General features: G+C 34.9%; 20 protein-coding genes. 10 read left to right on the top strand and 10 right to left on the bottom strand.

The features are described 5' to 3' along the window. Nucleotides 1–44: 44 nt before the first annotated feature. Nucleotides 45–2,282, top strand: coding sequence for a carboxy terminal-processing peptidase (locus tag EZ428_RS01640; protein ID WP_131551366.1), 2,238 nt, complete (start codon nucleotides 45–47; stop codon nucleotides 2,280–2,282). A 206-nt stretch (nucleotides 2,283–2,488) separates the two neighbouring features. Here EZ428_RS01640 and EZ428_RS01635 read toward each other — a convergent pair whose 3' ends face one another. Next, the gene (locus EZ428_RS01635) at nucleotides 2,489–3,418 is read right to left on the bottom strand and encodes an SPFH domain-containing protein (protein ID WP_131551365.1); all 930 of its coding nucleotides are present in this window, start codon (nucleotides 3,416–3,418) and stop codon (nucleotides 2,489–2,491) included. A gap of 188 nt (nucleotides 3,419–3,606) precedes the next feature. On the opposite strand from EZ428_RS01635, the gene EZ428_RS01630 reads away from it, so the two are divergent. After that, nucleotides 3,607–3,792 (top strand): hypothetical protein, encoded by a 186-nt coding sequence (locus tag EZ428_RS01630; protein ID WP_131551364.1) that lies wholly within the window; start codon nucleotides 3,607–3,609, stop codon nucleotides 3,790–3,792. 1 nt (nucleotide 3,793) lies between these two features. Here EZ428_RS01630 and EZ428_RS01625 read toward each other — a convergent pair whose 3' ends face one another. Then, the gene (locus EZ428_RS01625; RefSeq protein ID WP_131551363.1) at nucleotides 3,794–4,894 is read right to left on the bottom strand and encodes a CapA family protein; all 1,101 of its coding nucleotides are present in this window, start codon (nucleotides 4,892–4,894) and stop codon (nucleotides 3,794–3,796) included. 76 nt (nucleotides 4,895–4,970) lie between these two features. Continuing rightward, the gene (locus EZ428_RS01620; protein ID WP_131551362.1) at nucleotides 4,971–5,519 is read right to left on the bottom strand and encodes a C40 family peptidase; all 549 of its coding nucleotides are present in this window, start codon (nucleotides 5,517–5,519) and stop codon (nucleotides 4,971–4,973) included. Between the two features lie 464 nt (nucleotides 5,520–5,983). Between EZ428_RS01620 and pdhA the strand changes: the two genes are divergently transcribed. The 4 genes from pdhA (at nucleotide 5,984) to hisS (ending at nucleotide 11,868) form a co-directional block, all read left to right on the top strand. Next, nucleotides 5,984–6,979, top strand: coding sequence for a pyruvate dehydrogenase (acetyl-transferring) E1 component subunit alpha (gene pdhA / locus EZ428_RS01615; protein ID WP_131551361.1), 996 nt, complete (start codon nucleotides 5,984–5,986; stop codon nucleotides 6,977–6,979). Nucleotides 6,980–7,008: 29 nt separating this feature from the next. Continuing rightward, nucleotides 7,009–8,664 carry a dihydrolipoamide acetyltransferase family protein gene (locus EZ428_RS01610; RefSeq protein ID WP_131551360.1) on the top strand — a complete coding sequence of 552 codons (1,656 nt, stop codon included), beginning with the start codon at nucleotides 7,009–7,011 and terminating at the stop codon, nucleotides 8,662–8,664. A 167-nt stretch (nucleotides 8,665–8,831) separates the two neighbouring features. Continuing rightward, nucleotides 8,832–9,995, top strand: coding sequence for a DUF418 domain-containing protein (locus EZ428_RS01605; protein WP_131551359.1), 1,164 nt, complete (start codon nucleotides 8,832–8,834; stop codon nucleotides 9,993–9,995). Between the two features lie 331 nt (nucleotides 9,996–10,326). Next, nucleotides 10,327–11,868: a histidine--tRNA ligase gene (gene hisS / locus EZ428_RS01600; RefSeq protein WP_131551358.1), complete on the top strand. Its 1,542-nt coding sequence runs from the start codon at nucleotides 10,327–10,329 to the stop codon at nucleotides 11,866–11,868. 588 nt (nucleotides 11,869–12,456) lie between these two features. On the opposite strand, the gene EZ428_RS01595 is transcribed toward hisS, so the two are convergent. Both EZ428_RS01595 and EZ428_RS01590 read right to left on the bottom strand, forming a co-directional pair. Further along, the gene (locus EZ428_RS01595; protein WP_131551357.1) at nucleotides 12,457–12,927 is read right to left on the bottom strand and encodes a nuclear transport factor 2 family protein; all 471 of its coding nucleotides are present in this window, start codon (nucleotides 12,925–12,927) and stop codon (nucleotides 12,457–12,459) included. A 33-nt stretch (nucleotides 12,928–12,960) separates the two neighbouring features. Then, nucleotides 12,961–13,353 carry a response regulator gene (locus EZ428_RS01590; RefSeq protein ID WP_131551356.1) on the bottom strand — a complete coding sequence of 131 codons (393 nt, stop codon included), beginning with the start codon at nucleotides 13,351–13,353 and terminating at the stop codon, nucleotides 12,961–12,963. A 150-nt stretch (nucleotides 13,354–13,503) separates the two neighbouring features. Here EZ428_RS01590 and EZ428_RS01585 point away from each other — a divergent pair, with 150 nt between their 5' ends. From EZ428_RS01585 to EZ428_RS01575, 3 genes are all read left to right on the top strand, one after another. After that, the gene (locus EZ428_RS01585; RefSeq protein ID WP_131551355.1) at nucleotides 13,504–13,920 is read left to right on the top strand and encodes an OsmC family protein; all 417 of its coding nucleotides are present in this window, start codon (nucleotides 13,504–13,506) and stop codon (nucleotides 13,918–13,920) included. Nucleotides 13,921–14,053: 133 nt separating this feature from the next. Beyond that, nucleotides 14,054–15,364, top strand: a complete 1,311-nt coding sequence (locus tag EZ428_RS01580; RefSeq protein ID WP_131551354.1) for a DUF3887 domain-containing protein — start codon at nucleotides 14,054–14,056, stop codon at nucleotides 15,362–15,364. Between the two features lie 127 nt (nucleotides 15,365–15,491). Then, on the top strand, nucleotides 15,492–15,938 hold the full coding sequence (locus tag EZ428_RS01575; RefSeq protein ID WP_131551353.1) for a KTSC domain-containing protein: 447 nt from the start codon (nucleotides 15,492–15,494) through the stop codon (nucleotides 15,936–15,938). A gap of 237 nt (nucleotides 15,939–16,175) precedes the next feature. On the opposite strand, the gene EZ428_RS01570 is transcribed toward EZ428_RS01575, so the two are convergent. After that, nucleotides 16,176–16,991: an NAD(P)H-binding protein gene (locus tag EZ428_RS01570; protein ID WP_131551352.1), complete on the bottom strand. Its 816-nt coding sequence runs from the start codon at nucleotides 16,989–16,991 to the stop codon at nucleotides 16,176–16,178. Between the two features lie 55 nt (nucleotides 16,992–17,046). Beyond that, the gene (locus EZ428_RS01565; protein ID WP_131551351.1) at nucleotides 17,047–17,565 is read right to left on the bottom strand and encodes a DUF2911 domain-containing protein; all 519 of its coding nucleotides are present in this window, start codon (nucleotides 17,563–17,565) and stop codon (nucleotides 17,047–17,049) included. 162 nt (nucleotides 17,566–17,727) lie between these two features. Here EZ428_RS01565 and EZ428_RS01560 point away from each other — a divergent pair, with 162 nt between their 5' ends. Continuing rightward, nucleotides 17,728–18,573 carry a DUF2911 domain-containing protein gene (locus tag EZ428_RS01560; RefSeq protein WP_131551350.1) on the top strand — a complete coding sequence of 282 codons (846 nt, stop codon included), beginning with the start codon at nucleotides 17,728–17,730 and terminating at the stop codon, nucleotides 18,571–18,573. Nucleotides 18,574–18,729: 156 nt separating this feature from the next. Here EZ428_RS01560 and EZ428_RS01555 read toward each other — a convergent pair whose 3' ends face one another. The 3 genes from EZ428_RS01555 to EZ428_RS24275 form a co-directional block, all read right to left on the bottom strand. Then, nucleotides 18,730–19,050 carry a hypothetical protein gene (locus EZ428_RS01555; protein WP_131551349.1) on the bottom strand — a complete coding sequence of 107 codons (321 nt, stop codon included), beginning with the start codon at nucleotides 19,048–19,050 and terminating at the stop codon, nucleotides 18,730–18,732. A gap of 329 nt (nucleotides 19,051–19,379) precedes the next feature. Further along, nucleotides 19,380–21,089 (bottom strand): sodium:solute symporter, encoded by a 1,710-nt coding sequence (locus EZ428_RS01550; protein WP_131551348.1) that lies wholly within the window; start codon nucleotides 21,087–21,089, stop codon nucleotides 19,380–19,382. Beyond that, nucleotides 21,086–21,217 (bottom strand): hypothetical protein, encoded by a 132-nt coding sequence (locus EZ428_RS24275; RefSeq protein WP_262711760.1) that lies wholly within the window; start codon nucleotides 21,215–21,217, stop codon nucleotides 21,086–21,088. Before EZ428_RS24275 ends, EZ428_RS01550 begins: the two co-directional genes overlap by 4 nt.

Genomic DNA, 21,217 nt, shown 5'->3' with positions numbered 1-21,217 from the left:
TTATTTAAAAAAATGGTATCATATTGGATGATGATTTTATAAGAATGAATTTTAAACAAGTAAAAGAGATGTTGAGAAGAGTATTGATGATTACGTTTACTGCCGCGGCGTTGGCGTGTAGCGCTTCGCCAAAGGCCCAAAAATTGGTTGATGGTGTTCAAAACATAAAACCAGATGATCAACAAAGTTTGGTTATTAGACAAGTTGTTTCCTTAATTGAAAATTATAACTATAAGAAGATTCCCCTTAATGACTCTATCTCATCTATTATTTTAGATAGGTATATCAAGGCTTTGGATCCTTCTAGGTATTATTTCTTAGAAAGCGACATTAAAGAATTTGATAAAAGCAGAACAACCTTAGATGACGATTTTAGAATCGGAGATTTAAGTGTGCCATTTTATATTTTTAACGTTTACTTAAAAAGATATAATGAACGTGTAGATTATTCTATTTCTCAAATTAAAAACAAGTTCGACTTTAATCAGAACGACACTTATGTTTATGACAGGGAAAAAATGCCATGGGTTACTTCTACCGCTGCCTTAGACAACATTTGGAAAAGTAGAGTCAAATACGAATTAGTTAACTTGAAAATTGCTGGTACTGATCAAACGAAAAATATTGAGACTTTAACTAAGCGTTACCAAAGTTTAAAAACTCAATCGGCTAAATTTAACAACCAAGATGTGTTTCAAATTATAATGGACTCTTTTACAGAAGCCATTGATCCACATACAAACTATTTTAACCCAAGAAACGCTGAGGTGTTTAACCAAGAAATGTCTCGTTCTTTGGAAGGTATTGGAGCTACATTACAGTTAGATAATGAGGTTACTAAAATTGTAAATGTTATTCCAGGTGGGCCAGCTTTTAAAAGTAAACAAATTAATGCTGGAGATAGAATTGTTGCTGTTGCGCAAGGTGTAGATGGAGAGTTTGAAGATATAGTTGGTTGGAGGATTGATAACTCTGTTGCAAAAATAAAAGGTCCAAAGGGTACAACCGTAAGATTAAAAATTATACCTAATGGTCAAGAGCTTTCTTCTAAGCCAGTTATCATTACATTGGTAAGAGATAAAGTAATCTTGGCAGACCAATCTGCTAAAAAAACAGTGAAAACTATTCAATCTGATGGCAAGCCATATAAAATAGGAATTATTGATGTGCCAGCCTTTTATGCAGATTTTAAAGCCTATAATGCTGGCGATAAAAATTATAAAAGCACCACTCGTGATGTTCGTTTATTAATAGATACATTAAAAAATATCGACAAAGTTGATGCTATTGTAATGGATTTAAGATCTAACGGCGGTGGTTCATTGGTTGAAGCTATTGACTTAACAGGATTATTTATTGATAACGGTCCGGTAGTACAGGTTAAAGATATTAGAGGTAATGTAAATGTTGATGAAGACAAAGACGCAGGTGCAGCATGGACTGGTCCATTTGGTGTAATGATTGACCGTTTAAGCGCTTCAGCTTCTGAAATTTTTGCTGGTGCAATACAAGATTACGGTCGTGGTATTATAATGGGTACACAAACTTATGGTAAAGGAACTGTACAATCTACCATAGATTTAAATAGAATTGTAGAACCATCTATTTTACAAAAAATGATGTCTGTTTTAGCAGCAAACAAAACTAAAGTGCAAGAAACTACAACCTCGCAAAAGGTAGGTAAGCCTGTTACTACAAGTACGGTAATTGTTGATAAAGATGGTGTACCTCAATTAGGTCAGATTAACTTAACAATGGGTAAATTCTATCGTATTAATGGTAACAGTACACAACATAAAGGCGTTATCCCAGATTTTAATTTCCCATCTATTTATCCATTGGATAAAATTGGTGAAGATACTGAACCATCGGCTTTGCCATTTGATATCATTAAATCATCAACCTATACTAAAGTTGCAGATTTAAGCGGCATAAAAGCAAGTTTAATGAAGATGCATGATCAAAGAATGGCAAGCTCTTTAGATTATAAAGTGTTGCAACAAGATATCTTAGATTCTAAGAAACGTGATGATGAAACTGCAATTACTTTAAATGAAGCTAAGCTTAAAGCAGAGCGTGATGAATTGGAAACTAAAGCATTGGTTAGGTTAAACCAATTGAGAGCGTCTAGAGGTTTAGCACCAGTTAAAAAAGGCGATAAAATTACCAAAGAAGACAACTTCGACTTTATACAAGAAGAAAGTTTAAGAATTATGGTTGATTTGATGAAGTTAACTGAAAGCACAAAGCTGACTAGTAATACATCAACATTTAATAAATAGAAATTATTAAGCATAAAAAAAGTCTGGGCAATTTGCCCAGACTTTTTTGTTTTTAGAGATTTTATGTAATCCAAAAAGATGTCATCCTGAGCGTAGTAGAAGGAATCTTTTTGGATTACACTTAAATTAGTCTTCGACTACGCTCAGACTGACAAATACTGGCTAACTTAATATATTAACAGATTTGTGATTAACCCAGCTAACTATTATTTCTTATTGTTTGTTTTCTCCATCTGCATAGACATCATTTCTTTCATCGTCTTATTCATCCCTTCTGTACTTCCGTCTAAGAAAATCACATTACCATCACTATTTTCAGCAAAGTGTTTAATCGATTCTGTCCACATGGTGAATAAGATTACTGAAATATCAAGGTTTGCTTGTTCCATTTCTTGAGCAGCTTTTGTCATACCGTGAGCAACCTCTGCACGGAATAAAGCGATACCTTGTCCACGTAATTGAGCAGCTTCACGCTCTGCTGCTGCAGCAATTTTAATGGCATTACCATCGGCCTCTGCACCTTTAGTTTTAGTAATTAATAGAGCTTGACCTTCATTTTCAGCCGCTGCTTTTAAGTTATTGGAAGCAACTACTCTACTCATCGAACGCATGATTTCTTCATCAAAAGTAATATCATTCAATTGCAAATCTTGTAAATGGTAACCCCAACTTTCTAAAACTTGGTCAATTTGGTGTTTTACATGTTCTACAATCTCATTTCTTTGTGCTAATACGTTAGCTTGTTTTTGTGTAGCTACATAAGCTCTAATCGAACCTTCGATGGTACGTATTAAGGCTTGCATTAAGTTGTTTGCGTCAACAAATTTAAAGGCAACATTTTTAATGGTTTCTTCATCGTGGTTTAAAACAGAATAAAGTAACATCGCCTTAAAATATACATTGGCTTGGTCATGTGTTACCGCTTGAAAAGAAAGCTCAACCGAACGATTTTGAATAGAAATCCTTGAATGAAGAACTTCTATTAAAGGAATTTTTAAACTTAATCCTGGTCTTAATTGCCTGCGGTATTTGCCAAAAATAGTTACTACTGCAATTGTACCTTGTTTAACAGTTACAAATGAACTGAATAATACTACTAGTCCGAAAAAAAGTAAAATGTATGGAATGTACATCATGGTTGTTTGATTTAATTATTAATCAATATTACTATTAATTGTGATGAATAATAAATAATTATTTAGGCACCTATAAAAAGGATGGACATAGCTGAAATTTTACGGCTTAAAGTTATAATCTGTACTAACTATTAGGGTGCCAAACAAAAAGTATAATTCGCTGTTATATTCCTGTAAAATCTAAAACTATGAATGTAAAACGAATTTTTGGAACGATATTAACCATATTAGGTATAATAGGTTTAATATATGCTGGATGGGGCTTTGTACAGCAGAGCGCTGGTACAAGAGGTCTAGTAGTGGCAGCTATTATAGGTGTAATTTTCTTTGTTTCGGGCATAAGCCTAGTGAGGAATACAAAAGACGAAGCTTAACCTATTTTAAACTTATCCTACCATTACCTTCAAACTTTAACTGATTTTCGGGAATATCGAGATTGGTTAAAGTTTGTATTTTTTTGAATGCTGTAAAATTTTCATCAATCGTTAATCGGTTAACTTTATCCTGTTTAATAGAAATTACATCAACATAAAGAAAATCGCCTTTGGCGTTAACTTTTAATTGTAAAAGAGGAGCAAATCCATTCGGGCCTTTTAGTCCAAACATTCCATAAGTGCAGAAATTGCCTAAGCTGTAAGCTATAAATTTGTTTTTATAAACTTCCATTGCTCTTGTAACGTGCGGGCCATGACCTAAAACTACATCTGCCCCAGCATCTATAACACCATGTGCAAAGGCATACACGTTTCCACGGTTTTCATTATAAAACACTTCTGTTTTGCGTGTAATGTGTTCAAATTTAGCGCCCTCTCCCCCCCCGTGAAAAGATACGATCACTATATCAACCTGTTTTTTAAGCTCGGCAACCAACATTTTAGCACTATCAATGTTTTTGATAGAAACCGTATTGTCATTTGGGGCGAATGCGCAAAAGGCATATTTCACACTGTCTTTTTCAAAAATTGCAAATGGTTTAGATTGTAATCCTGCATATTCAATTTGTAGGGAATCTAATATCGAAGTAGTCCGTTTTCTTCCTGTTAAGCCAAAATCGCCGATGTGGTTATTCGCAATACTTAATACATTAAAGCCAGCTTTCTTATAAATTCCTGCATACCTTTCGGGCATTCTAAAGGCAAAACAGCTGGTGCTATGTGGGTCACTGCATTTGGTTGATTTCCCTTTGTCCAAAAAGCAGCCTTCCAGATTTCCAAAAACGATATCACCTTTTAAAAATTCTTCAACAGCTACAAAACTATTAACTGCATCATCTGAAGGAAGATTAACTTTGCTTGGATAAGCGGAACCTAACATCATATCGCCAACGGCAACTATGCTAATCGTATCCTTTAATTTCTTAAGCTTTGGGGTATCAACCTTTGTTGGGGGAACAATTGCAACGCTTTTATTTTGACAACTTATTAAAAAATAAGCTACAACAACAGTTAAAAAAGCAATGCTTAAAAATTTCTTCATTATGTTTTAATAAAAAATCCCTCCCAAATAACTGGGAAGGACTATATGCTTTTTAATCTAAAATCGTAAATTAATATTATTCTTCTACAAAATCTTTTTTATCACCATCAAGGATTCTTCCGCCCTTGTAAAAATAACGGCTATAATAAAGGTCATTTAGGCTACTTATTTTAACTCCACCAGAACTTGAGTGTGCAAAACGGTTATCGCCCAAATAAACACCTACGTGAGAAATACTACGGCTTTTAATTTTAAAGAAAACTAAATCACCTTCTTTTAACTCATCTTTAGACACAGGATCTACCATGCTAAAAATATCACGAGAATTACGTAAAATGGTTGTGTTAAAAACTTTCTCGTAAATGGTTTTTGCGAAAGCAGAACAATCAATTCCTTTTTTAGTGTTACCACCAAAACGGTAAGGAGTTCCAATCCACTCGTAAATAAATTTGTATAATTTTAAGTTAGCGGTTGCGTCTACAGCAACACCCATTACTTGAGAAAAATATTGTGAGGCTAAATTATCAGGGTCTTCAACGTTTGTTTCTTTAGTCTTCTTTTGAGCAAAAACAGCAGAGAAACTGCAAAGAACGATTAAAGTAGAGAACAAAAACTTTTTTATCATGTTATACTGTTAAGTTTGGGTTAGATAATACTTACACTTAAACGTACACCACTACGGGCTTATTGTCAGGTCACAAAAGTATGTGATTTACAAATGTTATCCAAATGTTTTAACTTAATTGTAAAAGTTATTAACATTTTAACTCCAAATCGGAGTAATTATATTATTATTTCGCTCAAGATTTTAAATTATTTTTTTAATAAAATACCTAATGGAAAGCTATTCTTCTAAACAAAATTTAATTTCTTCATTATTTTCTAAGGATGCTAAAATTTATTGCAGATTGTTAAAAGAAAAAAATATTAATAACGTGTTAAAGACGATTACAAGTTTGATTATGATAACAAAATAGATTTTAACAAGTTATTATTGGTTTAACAAGGATATTTTTACACTAAATCATATCAGAAATTGCATAAAAAAAATTAGATTTGCTCTCGTAAAATAAAAATCAATACCTCAACATGAGTGCAGTAGAAATAAATAAGGATACCTATTTGAAGTGGTTTGAGTCGATGTTGCTAATGCGCAAATTCGAAGAAAAAACCGGGCAGTTATATGGACAGCAGAAAATTCGTGGTTTTTGTCACTTATACATAGGGCAAGAAGCGGTTGTTGCAGGTGCAATATCAGCTATGCAAAAAGGTGATTCGATGATTACAACCTATCGTGATCATGCACACGCTTTAGCTTTAGGTGTTAGTGCAAATAGCATCATGGCCGAAATGTATGGTAAAATTACTGGCTGCTCTAAAGGCAAAGGTGGCTCAATGCACATTTTTAGCAAAGAACACAACTTTTATGGCGGTCATGGAATTGTTGGTGGTCAGATTCCTTTAGGTGCAGGTATTGCATTTGCAGAAAAATACAAAGGAACTGATAATGTAAATATTTGTTACATGGGAGATGGGGCTGTAAGACAAGGTGCTTTAAATGAGACCTTCAATATGGCAATGTTATGGAAATTACCAGTAATTTTTGTTTGTGAAAACAACGGTTATGCAATGGGAACTTCTGTTGAGCGTACCACTAATATGAGCGATATCTATAAAATTGGTTTAGGTTTCGATATGCCATGTGCACCAGTAGATGGAATGGACCCAATTGCTGTGCACAACGCAATGGATGAAGCAATTCAACGTGCTCGTAAAGGCGAAGGGCCAACTTTCTTAGAAATGAGGACTTACCGTTACCGTGGTCACTCTATGTCTGATCCTGCTAAATACAGAACTAAAGACGAGTTAGAAACATATAAAGCGAAAGATCCAATTGAGCAAGTAAGAGAGGTGATCTTGAAAGAGAAATATGCTGATGAAGCTTGGATTACTTCAATTGAAGAGAAAGTAAAAGAGATTGTTGACGAGTCAGTGAAATTTGCTGAAGAATCTCCATTCCCTGATGCGTCTGAACTTTATAAAGATGTTTATGTGCAAACCGACTATCCTTACCAAGAAATTTAATAAGAACGCATTTCAATAGATATATATAAATGGCTGATATAGTAAAAATGCCCAAAATGAGCGATACCATGACCGAAGGGGTAATGGCAAAGTGGCATAAAAAAGTGGGCGATAAAGTTAAAAGCGGTGATGTTTTAGCCGAAGTAGAAACTGATAAAGCTACGATGGATTTAGAATCTTACTGGGATGGAACGTTATTATTTGTTGGCGTTGAAGAAGGTAAAGCTGTTCCGGTTGATGCTGTAATTGCCGTTATTGGTAAAGAAGGCGAAGATTATAAAGCTGCTTTGGAGGCTGAGTCGGGAAGTCAGAAGACCGAAAGTCCGAAAGAAGAAGCTCCTAAGGAAGAAGCAAAAACTGAAGCTCCTGCTCAAGGTGGTGGTTTAAGTGAAGAAGAATTAAGTAAAAAAGGTGTAACGGTAATTCGTATGCCATTACTAAGTGATACAATGACTGAAGGCGTTATAGCCGAATGGCATAAAAAAGTTGGTGATAAAGTTAAAGATGATGACATTTTAGCTGATGTAGAAACCGATAAGGCTACTATGGAAGTGATGGGTTATGCAACAGGAACTTTATTACACGTTGGTGTTAATAAAGGTGAAGCTGCAAAAGTAAACGGTATCATCGCTATTGTTGGTCCAGAAGGAACGGATATTTCATCTATTTTAGCAAATGGCGATGCTCCTGCAAAACCTACAGCCGATAAAAGTGCTGATGCTCCTGTAAAAGAAACTAAAACTGAATCTGCTCCTGCAAAAGAAGAAGCTCCGGCAACAACAAGCTCAAATGGTGGTCGTATCATTGCATCGCCTTTGGCTAAGAAAATTGCAAAAGATAAAGGAATTGATTTAGCACAAGTTGCTGGTAGTGCAGAGGGTGGCCGTATCATTAAAAAAGATATAGAAAACTTTAAGCCTTCAGCTGCACCTCAAGCAGATAGTCAGAAGTCCGAAAGCGCGAAAGTAGCAGTAGCTCCAGTAATTCCAACATACGTTGGCGAAGTTAAATTTACTGAGCAACCAGTTTCGCAAATGCGTAAGGTAATTGCAAAACGTTTAGCAGAAAGTCTATTTACTGCACCACATTTCTACTTAACTGTTAGTATTGATATGGATAACGCAATGACTGCCCGTACTGCAATCAATGCAGTTGCACCAGTTAAGGTTTCCTTCAACGATATCGTAATTAAAGCGGTAGCGGTTGCATTGAAAAAACATCCAGCTGTTAATTCATCATGGGGTGGAGATAAAATCCGTTTCAATGAGCATACTAACATTGGTGTTGCAATGGCTGTTGAAGACGGCTTATTAGTGCCAGTTGTTCGTTTTGCTGATGGTAAATCATTATCTCACATTTCTGCTGAAGTGAAAGATTTTGGCGCTAAAGCAAAAGCTAAAAAACTACAACCAGCAGATTGGGAAGGAAGTACTTTCACGGTTTCTAACCTAGGTATGTTTGGTATTGATGAATTTACATCAATCATTAACTCTCCTGATGGAGCCATCTTGTCTGTAGGTGCTATCCAAGCTGTACCGGTAGTTAAAAATGGAGCTGTAGTTCCTGGTAACGTAATGAAGTTAACTTTAGGTTGCGATCACCGAGTGGTTGATGGTTCTACCGGAGCACAATTCTTACAAACCTTAAAAGGATTATTAGAAGAACCAATTAGATTATTAGCATAGTCTATAAATTTGTCATCCTGACTTGTGCCGATTTACATCGGTATCTTGTCGAAGGATCTCGGAAATAAAACTTAAAAGCTACCTCAAAAGGGTAGCTTTTTTAGTTTGTGCTGATTGTCAATTTATTAAAAATAATATACCTTTAGTTAAACTAAATTAACCCTCAAATGGAAGCGTCCCTAAACCAGCCAATTCAGCAAAATCAAAGAACCATAATTGTAGATGTATTGAGAGGTTGGGCACTTTTGGGTGTGGTTTTAATGAACTATTTTGATTTTTTCACTTTAGGTAGAAATTGGGAAACCTTTAAGCCAGATACATTAACAAATGTGTTAATGTATTTTACAAGTATTGTTTTTGCTGCAAAATATTGGACTTTATTAAGTCTGTTATTTGGTTATGGTTTCGCTGTATTAATGAATAATGTGAAAGAGAAAGGGCATAATGCTTATGGCTTTTTCGCAGGACGGATGTTCTGGTTATTGGTTTTGGCATTTATAAACAGCGCCCTATTCTTTGGAGATATTTTAAAGGACTACGCCATATTAGGTTTAATATTATTGCTCTTTTATCGAAGTTCTGCAAAAACAGCTTTCATTACCAGTATTGTTTTATTGCTTGCTATTCCGGCGATATCTGCATATGTAAATACCTTGTCTAATGACAGTCAGAATGTGTTTGTAAAGCTATTTCCCTTATATAGAAGCCATAACTTATTAAATGTTTTGTGGTTTGGTTTAAAGGGAACCTATTTTGCAGAAATGATAAGTAAACCCTATTTGTATACAGTTCACGTAGTGATGTTTTGCTGCTTCTTATGGGGATTTAGCTTGTATAAGATCAATTTCTTTAATAATTTAAATAGTAAATTGAAATACATCAAAAGAGCATTCTGGATTTCGTTGGCTGTAGCGATTTTTTTAACCATATTCTTTCAACTAGTTAAATATTTTAAATGGGATTTTCTTAAACATTATAAACTTGGGTATTGGTTAATTTTAAGCTCAATGCTATTTATTGCAAGCGCAATTTGCTGGTTATATGTAACGGGAAAGCTTAAAGGCTTTTTTGCAAGTTTAGAGGTGATGGGTAAAATGACCTTAACTAATTACATGACACAAAACCTAATTGGATTATTTATTTTCTCTGGTTTTGGGTTTGGTGTTTGGAATACGATGCCAATTTGGTTTTATTTATTGCTAGCTCTCCTTGTATATACTTTGCAAGTCTATTTCAGTAAATGGTGGTTGTCTAAATATAATTATGGCCCAGTTGAATGGATATGGCGACAATTGAGTTATAGGAAAAGATTGCCGTTGAGAAAGGTTTAGAATTTGGGAAGGCACCCCTTTGGGGCTTTTTGTTTCAATCTTTCAATTGGTCTTCGACAGGGCTCAGACTAATATTGATAAATTTCCAAGACAATTGGGTTTATTTTATGCAAGTCTTTGTTCCATAGGAACTCCTTTGGAGCAACTATGAGGGGTTTCCTTACACAAACCTAAGTTCATAGCCCCGACAGGAGCGAACGAAGTAAAACGCCTGCCTGCTGGACAAGCAGGGATGACAGGACTGGTCTTAGTTAGCCGCAGCAATTTGCGCTTCTGAACCAATATTAAATCCTTGTTCCTTGCTCTTTAATCTTTTTTGTACTTTTGCGCCATGTCTATTACCAAGCCAAGCTTACCAAAAGGAACAAGAGATTTTTCGCCGCAAGAAATGGTGAAACGTAATTATATTTTCGATACCATTAAAACGGTTTTCAAAAAATATGGCTATGCAGAAATACAAACGCCAAGCATGGAAAACTTGCAAACCTTAACTGGTAAGTATGGAGATGAAGGTGATAAACTGATTTTTAAGATTTTAAATAGTGGAAACTATTTAAGTGATTTGGATTTTAGATATAAATTAGGCGAAGAGTGGATTAAGTTTAATGCTGAAACAGCACTATATCTTTTAAAGAAATTTGAAGATTCCTCTGGTTTTATGCCCGAGAACCTCGATGAACGACAATTTTTAAATACAGTTAAAAATATACCAAGGTATTTAGAGAAATTATCATCTACTTTAGCTAAAAATATTTCTGAAAAGGCGCTTAGATACGATTTAACTGTTCCGTTTGCTCGTTACGTGGTGATGCACCAAAGCGAGATTTCTTTTCCTTTCAAGCGTTTCCAAGTTCAGCCAGTTTGGAGGGCAGATAGGCCACAAAAAGGACGTTATAGAGAGTTTTACCAATGTGATGCCGATGTGGTTGGTTCCCCATCTTTATTAAATGAGGCAGAATTTATTTTAATTTATCACGAAGCATTAAGCAAATTAGGCTTAAAAGATTTTAATATTAAAATCAATAACCGCAAAATTTTATATGGTATAGCAGAAACCATTGGTCAGACAGATAAATTTATGGAGATGACCATCGCTCTCGATAAACTAGATAAAATAGGGAATATAGGTGTTACTGATGAATTAATAAAGACAGGGTTTTCTGAATTGGAAGCTGTAGAAGTACTTTCATTTCTTATTGCAGACCAAACAGGATTTACAATTGGTAAAAAGTTAGATAATCTAAGACTTATTTTTGGGACTAGATCTAAAATTGGATTGAAGGGTATTGAGGAAATTGAAAAAGTTTTTGATTATGTTTCAAAGTTGACATCCGACAACTCAGAACTCGCAACTACTATCGAATTGGATATCACTTTAGCTCGCGGTTTAAACTACTACACTGGCTGTATCTTTGAGGTTAAAACTAATGAAGTTACCATGGGAAGTATTGGTGGAGGCGGTCGTTATGACGATTTAACAGGGATGTTTGGGTTAAAAGACTTAACGGGTGTTGGGATTTCTTTTGGTGCAGATAGAATTTATGATGTTTTAGAAGAGTTAAACTTATTTCCTGCTTCTGCAGCACAAGGCACAAAAGTGTTAATTAGTAATTTTGATGAAGCAGCAGAGCTTTATGCTTTGCCTATCTTGCAACAATTAAGAACAGCAAATATTTCAGCAGAGTTATACCCATCATCAGCAAAGCTTAAGAAGCAAATGAGCTATGCACATGACAAGAATATTCCTTATGTGATTTTAATCGGTGGTGATGAAATGGAAAGTGGCTTGCTAACTTTAAAAGATATGCAAAGTGGTGAACAACAAAAATTAGGTATTAAAACCATTATTGGACAATTAGGCAAAGGGCTTTAACATTAAGGGATTAAGATGATTAAGAAAATCGCTTGATTTTTATAAATTAGATTTGTCCTTGCTGAATTTGAGGAGTCATTTACAAAGGTTGTGGTCCCAGCAAAATGATTATTTACACTCACTAAAATACTCTTTAGGGACATTAACTTGATTTTGTCCCGTGTCCTTCCTTTTTTCTTATCATTTGACATAATGTCACGACCATAGCATCTTCAGTAGGTTCTACCGGGCATCATTTAACCTAAAGGTAATACTCCTTCGATAAACCTTCATTATAAAACCATTTAACGTCTGTATTAAGTCCGACTTTTAATTAGAAAATATGGACTTACTATGGACTATATATGGACCTACTATGGACTTACCTCGAACGAATCAACTTTAGACTAAGGTCATTTGTGCCATTAAAGAACTGCACAAGTTATTAAGTTATTGTTAAACTATGGTTGCTTTAGTAGAGAATGGCTATCAAAATTAGTTTACAGATTTTAAATGTAATTCCTTTTGAGGTGTTGTTAATGATTAGCAATGGAGAAAGGGATTCTTTCAGCTCATTTAGCATTTTAAAATTTGGTGAAAGCAAAATCACTAATATTTGGTCTTCATAAAGCTAGCTAGGTTTTTCATTGCTTGTGCAGCAACTTTCTTTCTTAAAAAGGGTGTCCATCCTAAAAGAAAACCTTTAATTCCCAAAGCTTGGGTAGACCAAGTATGGAAATTGAAACTGTCCGTATGTTTAATTATTTTTCCGTTTTCAATTTCAAAAATAGCATCAATTTTATTAACAACCTTTTTGCCAGTGGCAGAGAAGGTATAATAAGCATCCCAGTGGGCAGTTACAGAATTTTCATTAGCGGTAATTCTACTAAATTCAAGCCTCATATCCTTGCCCTTGACAACTAGCATTTCCCACATTGCTTTTACTTGCTCGGAGTTGAGATTTTTAAAAACAGCATCGCTAAAAATTGCATTGTCTGCGTAACTAGCTTGCATTCCCTTGTAATCCTTATTTTTAAAACTAGTGTAAAAATTATGGATTAGTTGTTCATTATCTATCATCACCTTTGGATTTGCATAAATGTATGCAAAAATTTAGAAGTTCTTTCCGGCAAGGATACCTTCGATTTTATCTAGCAAATCATCTATGTCAAAAGGCTTAGCTAAAAATCCGTTAGGCTTATGTTCTGTGTTTTGTTGAAAAGTTGCTGTGGTGTATTTTGCAGAAATCATTAAAACAGGGATGTGAGCTGTTTTTTCGTTATTACGTAATTGTCCTAACAATTCGCGACCATCACCATCGGGTAACATGATGTCTAAAATCAATAAGTCTGGTTTAAAGGAATCGATATGTTCCATCATGTCAACACTTTTATTTAAGCCTGAAACCTTATAGGCTTCGCTTTGCAATACCAAAGTAATCACATCTAGAATAGCGTGATTATCTTCTATAACTAATATGTTTTTGTACTTAGATTTGTTTGCCAAAGTGATGATTTTTGTAACACAAATATATTTAATGCAATGATAACTTTTGCAAAAATTATTTGTCAATTTAAAGCTGTAAATTTATCCTTAGATTTTTAAGGCAATAAAAAAATTGCCTTAGTTTATATTTTACTAAAAAAAGAATTTGATATGAAAAGAAACGCAACTGCCGTTTGGAATGGCACCGGAAAAGATGGAAAAGGAACATTGACCACACAAAGTGGAACATTAAGTAATACACAATATTCTTTCAAAAGTCGTTTTGAAGAAGGTGTGGGTACAAACCCTGAGGAGTTAATTGCTGCAGCACATTCGGGCTGCTTTACCATGAAGTTAAGCTTTAATATCTCAGCAGAAAATATCACTCCAGAAGACATTACAACTAAAGCAACTGTAGATTTAAATCCAGAAAAAGGAGAAATTGTAGGTATTCATTTAGAAGTTAAAGTAAAGGCAGAAGGTTTGTCAAAAGAAAAGTTTGAAGAACTAGTAGCAGATGCAAAAGCTAATTGTCCAATCTCTAAATTAATGAATGCACCAATTACTATCGAAGCAGAGTTGTTATAAACAATATTGTCCTAATAATTAAGCGCCAATCAAATTGTTTGATTGGCGCTTTTTATTTCACAATTTTTAACATTAAAGCGGTTTAAATAATATTAACTTTGATTGTCATCTTATGCGATGATTATAAAATTTTATGAAGAAAGCCTTTTTAGTAATTGCCCTGCTTTTAGTTAGCACCATTGGATTTTCACAAAACGTAATTAGCTTATTTAACAAAACTAATTCGTTTTTTATTTATATGGCCGAAGCAAAATATGACACCGCACATCTATTTTTTGATGAAGCCGAACAAGCAAAAATTACACCAGATAACTTAAAAAAACTTTGGGATAATATTACCACCAACTTAGGCAAGCCCGAAATCTTAGATGCGATCTCTAGTAAAGTTCAAGGAGATTTTTATGCGGTTACCGTAGAGGGTAAATTTGAGAAAGCAGAGCAAAATTTTGTTTTAATGTTTAACAAGAAGGAGAAAATTGTAGGTTTATTTATGCCTCCAAAAGCTGCGACTTATACTAAACCTGCTTATGCAGACACTGCCTTGTACACTGAAAAATCGGTATATTTACAAACCCCTGGACACCAGTTGGCAGCGATAATTACCACACCTAAAAACAAGACAAATTTCCCTGTCGTGGTTTTGGTTCATGGTTCTGGCCCTGGCGATATGGATGAAACAGTTGGTCCAAATAAACCTTTTAGAGATATTGCAACAGGTTTGGCTTCAAAAGGTATTGCAAGTGTACGTTACGTGAAAAGGACCTTAGTTTATGCCGGGGAATTTAATAAAGTTTTTACAGCTAAGGAAGAAGTAACCGATGATGCTCTTGCAGCAATTGCAATGGCAAAAACCATAATGGGTGCAGACCAAAAAAGTATTTATGTTTTAGGGCATAGTTTAGGAGGGATGCTAGCACCACGTTTAGCAACACTTGCGCCAAGTATAAAGGGTATTATCTTAGCTGCTGCACCGGCTAGAAAATTAGCTGATATTATAATTGATCAGAATAAATACATCGTAGAACTTGCAAAAGACACTACGAAAGCTACACAAGTAAAACTTGGTGAAGCAATTAAGGAAATTGAGGCTGCTAAATTGGTTAAACTGGCGCCAAATATGAAACCTGATTCTGTTATCCTAGGTTTGCCAGCTGCTTATTGGGTAGATTTAAATGCTTACGACCAAGTGGCTACAGCCAAAAAATTAAAACAACGTATTTTAGTTTTCCAAGGGGGGAATGATTTTCAAGTAGCTATGGCAGATTTCAATATCTGGAACGCTGCTTTAGGTAAATCAGCAAATGCGAAGTTGAAACTTTATCCAGAATTAAATCACTTGTTAAGTCCACAAACAGAAAAGGCATATACCCAACAATATCAAGTTCCTGTAAACGTATCTGAACAATTGATTAGTGATATTGCACTTTGGATAAGTGGCAAATAACTATTAGTTAACCGACTATTAGAATTTTGCTTATTTAATTGTACCTTTGCACAAAAATTGTTTCCCTGTGGTTTGCGCTTTGATTATTTGCAATCGTTTCATAAACAATAACATATAAAAAAGGTTTATGAAGAAAGTTGGAGATTACAGAAAAACATTAGGTGTTACTAAAGCTACAGAGCTAAAAGAAATCAAGAGTATTTACAGAGGCTTGATGAAAGATTGGCATCCTGATAAGTTTAGTTCAGATGCTGAAAAGCACTTAGAAGCAGAAGAAAAAAGTAAAGAAATTATTGAAGCGTATAATTTTTTATTGAGTATTGCACCAGAAACTTTGGAGCATGCTAAAGACGAATATATTCAGACTACAACTACCTCTAACATTCAAGATTTTCAGTTTAAAGATGCGATTTTACGTATCGATTTCTTCGATGGTAGTGCTTACGAATATTTTGATGTGCCAAGAGCAATGTACATTAAATTGGTAAATGCTGATTCTCCAGGAAGATTTGCAAGAAGACACATTTTTAATGCTTTCCCTTATCGTAACGTAGCGAAGTTAGCTACAGCGTAATAGTCATTAGTCATTAGTTCAATGGTTCATTGGGCTATTATATAATTCTACTTTGACAAGACCTAACACACAAGAAGGTTTTTGTCAAAGTTTTTTTATGGATTTATATCTGCGTGAGTCATTCCGAACGAGTTTTTCACGAGGAGGAATCTCTGGAGTTATCTGCAAAAGATATGTTAGTGAACAGATATCTCCTCGCTGCGCTGCGTTCGATATGACGAAGATTATTATATTTCATCAAACGCTCCCTACATATTCCATCCAATTTTCTATCTTAAATTGGTAAGCTAAATTTCTAGCTACATTTTTACTTTCTACTTGTTTCCAGTCTAAAAGTTCATCTATAAATTGGGGCTTTTCAAAACCACTTGTTAAGCAAGCTTTAGTGTAAAAATCTTTTCTAGAAGGATGACTTGGTGTTACGCCATGGTAAATATTGCCAAAGGCTTTTTGCTCGATAATTGTTTTCGTAATGCCTATACAATCGTCTAAATGGATTAAATTAATTGGTGCCAAACCATTGGCAATATCAGTTTTACCTGCAAAATGTTTGGCTAAATTTCTTTCTGGTCCAATTAATCCGGCAAAGCGGATGATGGTTGTAGTAAAAGCTTGGGCTCCTTTTAAAGCTGTTTCTGCTTCCGATAATACTTGTCCAGCTGTTGTGTTTGGTTCTGGGATAGTTTCTTCATCTAAAATAAAATTCCCATTTTGGAAAATTCCGGTAGAGCTGATGAAAATAACTTGCTTCACTTTAGCCTTTTCAGCAGCTATTGCGATGTTTTTAATCTTGCTTGGGTAATCTGCCTGGGCATTTCTTTTTGGGGGAATGCTGATGATTAAAACATCGCAGTTAAAGAATGTTTCATCATAATTGACAGACTCACCATCAAAATTTATTAAGTAAGGTTGTATGTTAAACTTGCTGAAGGTTTCTAGCTTCTCTGTGCTAGTGGTAGAGCCATTAACATGATACCCAGCAACAACGAGTGCTTTTGCCATTGCTAATCCATACCATCCACATCCTAAAATACTGATTGTTCTGTTTTCCATTTATAAAAAAGCCTCGCAGGGATTTAACCAACGAGGCTTGCTTAAGTTTTTTATATTATTTAACAGCTAGTGGAACTGAAACTTTTTCCCACTCTAGAGCAAAACCCTTATTGTCTATTTTGTAAACTAATCTTTCTTGATTTTCTTTTAACGCTTTCACTTTCACATCAACTCTCAATTGATCTTCAGCCTCCTTGTAATTGAAAGGGTTTGTATTTGCTACTTCTTTATTGAAAATAGCTGTCCAAGTTCCACCTTCTTTAGGGATTAAGAAGAAGTTATATTTACCTGCTGGCAATTTTTTACCTTGTACCGTTAAGTCCTTATCAGTTTCGAAAGTTGTAGTTTTATTTGCGCCAGCACGCCAAACCTTATCGTATTTCTCTAATCCACCCCAAATTGTACGACCTTTTACTGCTGGGCTGCTATAGTTGATAGTAACTGTTGCATCGCCAATTTTTCCTGTAGCTGTGGCGGGTGGACTAGCTGGAGCCTTGGTCTCTTGTGCAAATGCACTTGCCGAAATTGTAGCTACAAATAATAAAGTAGCTATTGATTTAATTGTCCTTTTCATTATCATTTTAATTTTGGTTAACGGAATCTGATTTCTATAAATCTAAGGTTTTAGCTTAAGAAATTTCGATTTGCTTATATTTCTTTACATTCAATTAGCGATTGAATTAATTTTGAGACTTTATTATTGTAATTTTAAATGTCAAACTTAAAATCAAACAAAATGAAATTTACAATCAAAACTATGGTATTGCTTTTAGTGGCTTTGGGTATCAATAACAACCTAAGCGCACAACTGAAACTACCAGCACCAAGTAGTACACAAACCATAATCCAAGAATTTGGATTGGGAAAAATTACTTTGACCTATGCTAGACCAAGCGTTAAGGGACGTAAAATATTCGGCGGAATGGAACCAATGGACAAGGTTTGGAGAACAGGGGCAAATGCTGCTACCATTATCACTTTTACTGATGCTGTTAAAATAGAAGGACAAGATTTGCCAGCTGGCGAATATGGTTTGTTCTCTATTCCTAATGCTAAAGAATGGACAGTTATTTTTAGTAAAACTGCTAAACAGTGGGGAGCTTACACTTATGACCAAAAGGATGATGTTTTGCGTGTAAAAGTGAAAACTAATGCATTGAAAGATAAAGTAGAAACTTTAACGATGCAGTTTGCGAACGTAACAGAAAGCAAAGCTCAATTGCAATTAACGTGGGAGAACATGTCTTTTGCAGTAAATTTAACAACGGATGTTGATGCAAAAGCAATGGCTAATATTGCGGAGGCTATGAAAGGTGAGAAAAAGCCTTACATGCAATCGGCGATTTATTATTTTACGAATGGAAAAGATTTAAAAACTGCTTTAGGTTGGATGGTAGAGGCTGATAAAGCTGAGCCTAAAATGCCTTGGACTAAACTATGGTTAGGCAAAATGCAGTTAAAATCTGGTGATAAAGTTGGTGCTGCTGAAAGCGCAAAAGCTGGTATCGCCTTAGCAACTACAATGAAAAATGATGAGTACATCAGGTTAAACACACAACTATTGGCAGAGACGAAAAAGTAAGTCTTGAGTCATTATTCTAATTCTTGAGTTAATATGCTAAACCGTTTCAACTTGTGTTGGAACGGTTTTTTGTTTACTCCGCTTCATTCCCACAAATTTCTGTTCGAGATGTAGTGGGGTGCATTCGAGAATAGTAAGAGGTAAGTTAGTTCAAATCTATCCGATTGTCTTCTTTATGTTGGCATAAGCTGTAGTAACTTCCATATATGATTCGTAAAAATGTTTTTCTCCATTTAACGAAGGAGTTGGGAATAATATGCTGGTCAAGTAGTACGATTCTTCAGCGAAATCAATTTTATAATAATAGAATTCACTACAAATGGTAAGCCACCATGACCCTGCGAAAAATGGGGCTTTAGCTTTATGCAAGGCAAGTCTTTTGATGTCAGAGAAATTTTTTTCGAGCTGTATACCATCTTTTGAGATTGAGATAGTTTTTTGGTGATAGTCAATCTCTATGCTTTGATAGTTGGTCACCTTTCGGTACTGTAAAAACAAGTTTAGCTGTGGAAAACAAAACAAGAGCCAAATAAAAATGCAGAACAAAATTACTAATTTTCCTTTTTGCGATTCCATAAATAATGGCATAAATAAGATAGGAATCAAAAGAAACGAAAATAATATTACCCATTTCAGGCTATATATTTTGCCTTTCGTAGAGACTTTGTAAATCATCCTGTAAATCTAATCAACTGAATTATATAAGTGAAATAATCGCACAGCTGTTTGAGAGGTTAGCTTAGCGCATTTCGAATTATGTGATAACAACGGATTTCAAATCCGTAAGATGCTTTAAAGAGTAGTTTTTAATGATTAACCTCCAACTCAACGGTCTTCTTTTTCAATAACCTCTGTATTATTAAAGCAAAAAACACCACCAACAAACAGCCAATTACATTTAGCCATAAATAAGCAACCCATTCGTTAAAACCAATAATACATACTATAGCCTCTGTTAAAATCGCGGCATAAAAAACGGCTTTTCCACGTACTTTTTTAATGTAAAAAGCAACAATAAAAACGCCTAAAATTGTTCCATAAATAAAGGAACCTAAAATATTAACGGCTTCTAATAAGTTGCCGATTTTGCTAGTAAATAAAGCCATCACAATACAAACTGCACCCCAAATTAAGGTTGCCCAACGAGAAGCTTTAACATATTGTTGGTCAGTTGCTTCTTTGTTGATTAATCGTTTGTAAATGTCTACCACACTTGTAGATGCCAATGAATTTAAGGCACTTGCAGTAGAACCCATCGAAGCTAAAAAGATAATGGCGATTAACAAACCAATTAATCCCTTTGGCAGATATTGCGTAACGAAGCTTAAAAAGACATAATTGTTATCATTTGTGCTCGCTTTTGCATCATTCTTTAACATTAGCTCTGTTAAGCTTTTGCGAATGGTTTTTGTTTCTTCATCGGCTTTTTTAACGGCAGTTCTTTGCTGATTAATTAAGGTTTCATCTTTGGCCTCAAGTGCTTTATCGAGTTTAATTACTTCTTGTTGCTTGCTTTCGAATGCTGAATTGTAATCGGTTTTTATTTTATTCAGCTCTGCTTTGTACGGACTTGCCTCTAGTTTATTTAACTCATAACTGTTAAAAAAGATAGGTGCTTTATTGTATTGATAAAAAGTAAAAACCAAAACGCCGATTAACAAAATCAAGAATTGCATTGGTATTTTAACCAGACCATTCATCAATAAACCCAATCTACTTTGACTAACAGATGAACCTGTTAAATACCTTCCAACCTGACTTTGGTCGGTACCAAAATAAGATAGTTGCAAGAAAAATCCTCCTATTAACCCGCTCCAAACAGTGTAAGGGTTATTCCAATCGAAACTAAAATCTATCACATTTGTTCTTCCCATTTTTCCAGCAATGCTGATGGCTTTTGTAAAACCAACATCTCCCGGCAGGAGATGAACAACCATAATTCCGGCAGCGAAAAGACCGCAGAAAATAATGCTCATTTGCAAAAGCTGGGTATAAGAAACAGCTTTTGTTCCGCCATAAACGGTGTAAAAAACCACTAATCCGCCAATAAATAAGGTGGTGTACGTGGTGTCGATATTTAAAATAGTAGATAAGATAATGGATGGTGCATAGATTGTAATTCCAGTAGATAATCCACGTTGGATTAAGAATAAAAATGCGGTTAATGCCCTTGTGTTTAAATCGAATCGTTGTTCTAAATATTCGTAGGCGGTGTAAACTTTTAATCGATGAAATATGGGTACGAAGGTGATACACAATACAATCATTGCCAATGGCAAACCAAAATAGAACTGAACAAAACTCATGCCTGATGTATAAGCCAAGCCCGGAGCCGAGAGAAATGTGATGGCACTGGCTTGAGTTGCCATTACCGAAAGGCAAACCGTGTACCATGGCAAACTTTGGTTGCCTAAAAGGTAGGCTTGCATACTTTGTGCACCACGACTTTTATATACGCCGTAGCCAACGATAGCTAATATCGTGGTGAATAAAACGGCCCAATCTATATAGCTCATTCGAAATATTTAGTAAAGGCGTAAAACAAAGCAATGAGTAAAACGAGCCAAAAACCTAATAAAAAGTAAAACTGCTTCCAAGTATTCACAAATGGTGGAAGGTCTTTTTCTGTTTGTTTGTCTTCCAT

This window comes from Pedobacter frigiditerrae (assembly GCF_004331645.1).
GTDB classification, from domain to species: domain Bacteria; phylum Bacteroidota; class Bacteroidia; order Sphingobacteriales; family Sphingobacteriaceae; genus Pedobacter; species Pedobacter frigiditerrae.
The sequence above is the reverse complement of the archived record's forward strand: the minus strand, read 5'-3'. Positions and strand labels throughout refer to the sequence as shown.

What these genes read in the sequence shown, in the direction of transcription:
- EZ428_RS01560 (WP_131551350.1), top strand. Translation starts at nt 17,728, where the DNA reads ATGAAATTTACAATCAAAACTATGGTATTGCTTTTAGTGGCTTTGGGT.
- EZ428_RS01580 (WP_131551354.1), top strand. Translation starts at nt 14,054, where the DNA reads ATGAAGAAAGCCTTTTTAGTAATTGCCCTGCTTTTAGTTAGCACCATT.
- EZ428_RS01625 (WP_131551363.1), bottom strand. Translation starts at nt 4,894, where the DNA reads ATGAAGAAATTTTTAAGCATTGCTTTTTTAACTGTTGTTGTAGCTTAT.
- EZ428_RS24275 (WP_262711760.1), bottom strand. Translation starts at nt 21,217, where the DNA reads ATGGAAGACAAACAAACAGAAAAAGACCTTCCACCATTTGTGAATACT.
- EZ428_RS01635 (WP_131551365.1), bottom strand. Translation starts at nt 3,418, where the DNA reads ATGATGTACATTCCATACATTTTACTTTTTTTCGGACTAGTAGTATTA.
- EZ428_RS01610 (WP_131551360.1), top strand. Translation starts at nt 7,009, where the DNA reads ATGGCTGATATAGTAAAAATGCCCAAAATGAGCGATACCATGACCGAA.
- pdhA (WP_131551361.1), top strand. Translation starts at nt 5,984, where the DNA reads ATGAGTGCAGTAGAAATAAATAAGGATACCTATTTGAAGTGGTTTGAG.
- EZ428_RS01640 (WP_131551366.1), top strand. Translation starts at nt 45, where the DNA reads ATGAATTTTAAACAAGTAAAAGAGATGTTGAGAAGAGTATTGATGATT.
- EZ428_RS01620 (WP_131551362.1), bottom strand. Translation starts at nt 5,519, where the DNA reads ATGATAAAAAAGTTTTTGTTCTCTACTTTAATCGTTCTTTGCAGTTTC.
- EZ428_RS01565 (WP_131551351.1), bottom strand. Translation starts at nt 17,565, where the DNA reads ATGAAAAGGACAATTAAATCAATAGCTACTTTATTATTTGTAGCTACA.
- EZ428_RS01575 (WP_131551353.1), top strand. Translation starts at nt 15,492, where the DNA reads ATGAAGAAAGTTGGAGATTACAGAAAAACATTAGGTGTTACTAAAGCT.
- EZ428_RS01630 (WP_131551364.1), top strand. Translation starts at nt 3,607, where the DNA reads ATGAATGTAAAACGAATTTTTGGAACGATATTAACCATATTAGGTATA.
- hisS (WP_131551358.1), top strand. Translation starts at nt 10,327, where the DNA reads ATGTCTATTACCAAGCCAAGCTTACCAAAAGGAACAAGAGATTTTTCG.
- EZ428_RS01570 (WP_131551352.1), bottom strand. Translation starts at nt 16,991, where the DNA reads ATGGAAAACAGAACAATCAGTATTTTAGGATGTGGATGGTATGGATTA.
- EZ428_RS01585 (WP_131551355.1), top strand. Translation starts at nt 13,504, where the DNA reads ATGAAAAGAAACGCAACTGCCGTTTGGAATGGCACCGGAAAAGATGGA.
- EZ428_RS01595 (WP_131551357.1), bottom strand. Translation starts at nt 12,927, where the DNA reads ATGATAGATAATGAACAACTAATCCATAATTTTTACACTAGTTTTAAA.
- EZ428_RS01605 (WP_131551359.1), top strand. Translation starts at nt 8,832, where the DNA reads ATGGAAGCGTCCCTAAACCAGCCAATTCAGCAAAATCAAAGAACCATA.
- EZ428_RS01550 (WP_131551348.1), bottom strand. Translation starts at nt 21,089, where the DNA reads ATGAGCTATATAGATTGGGCCGTTTTATTCACCACGATATTAGCTATC.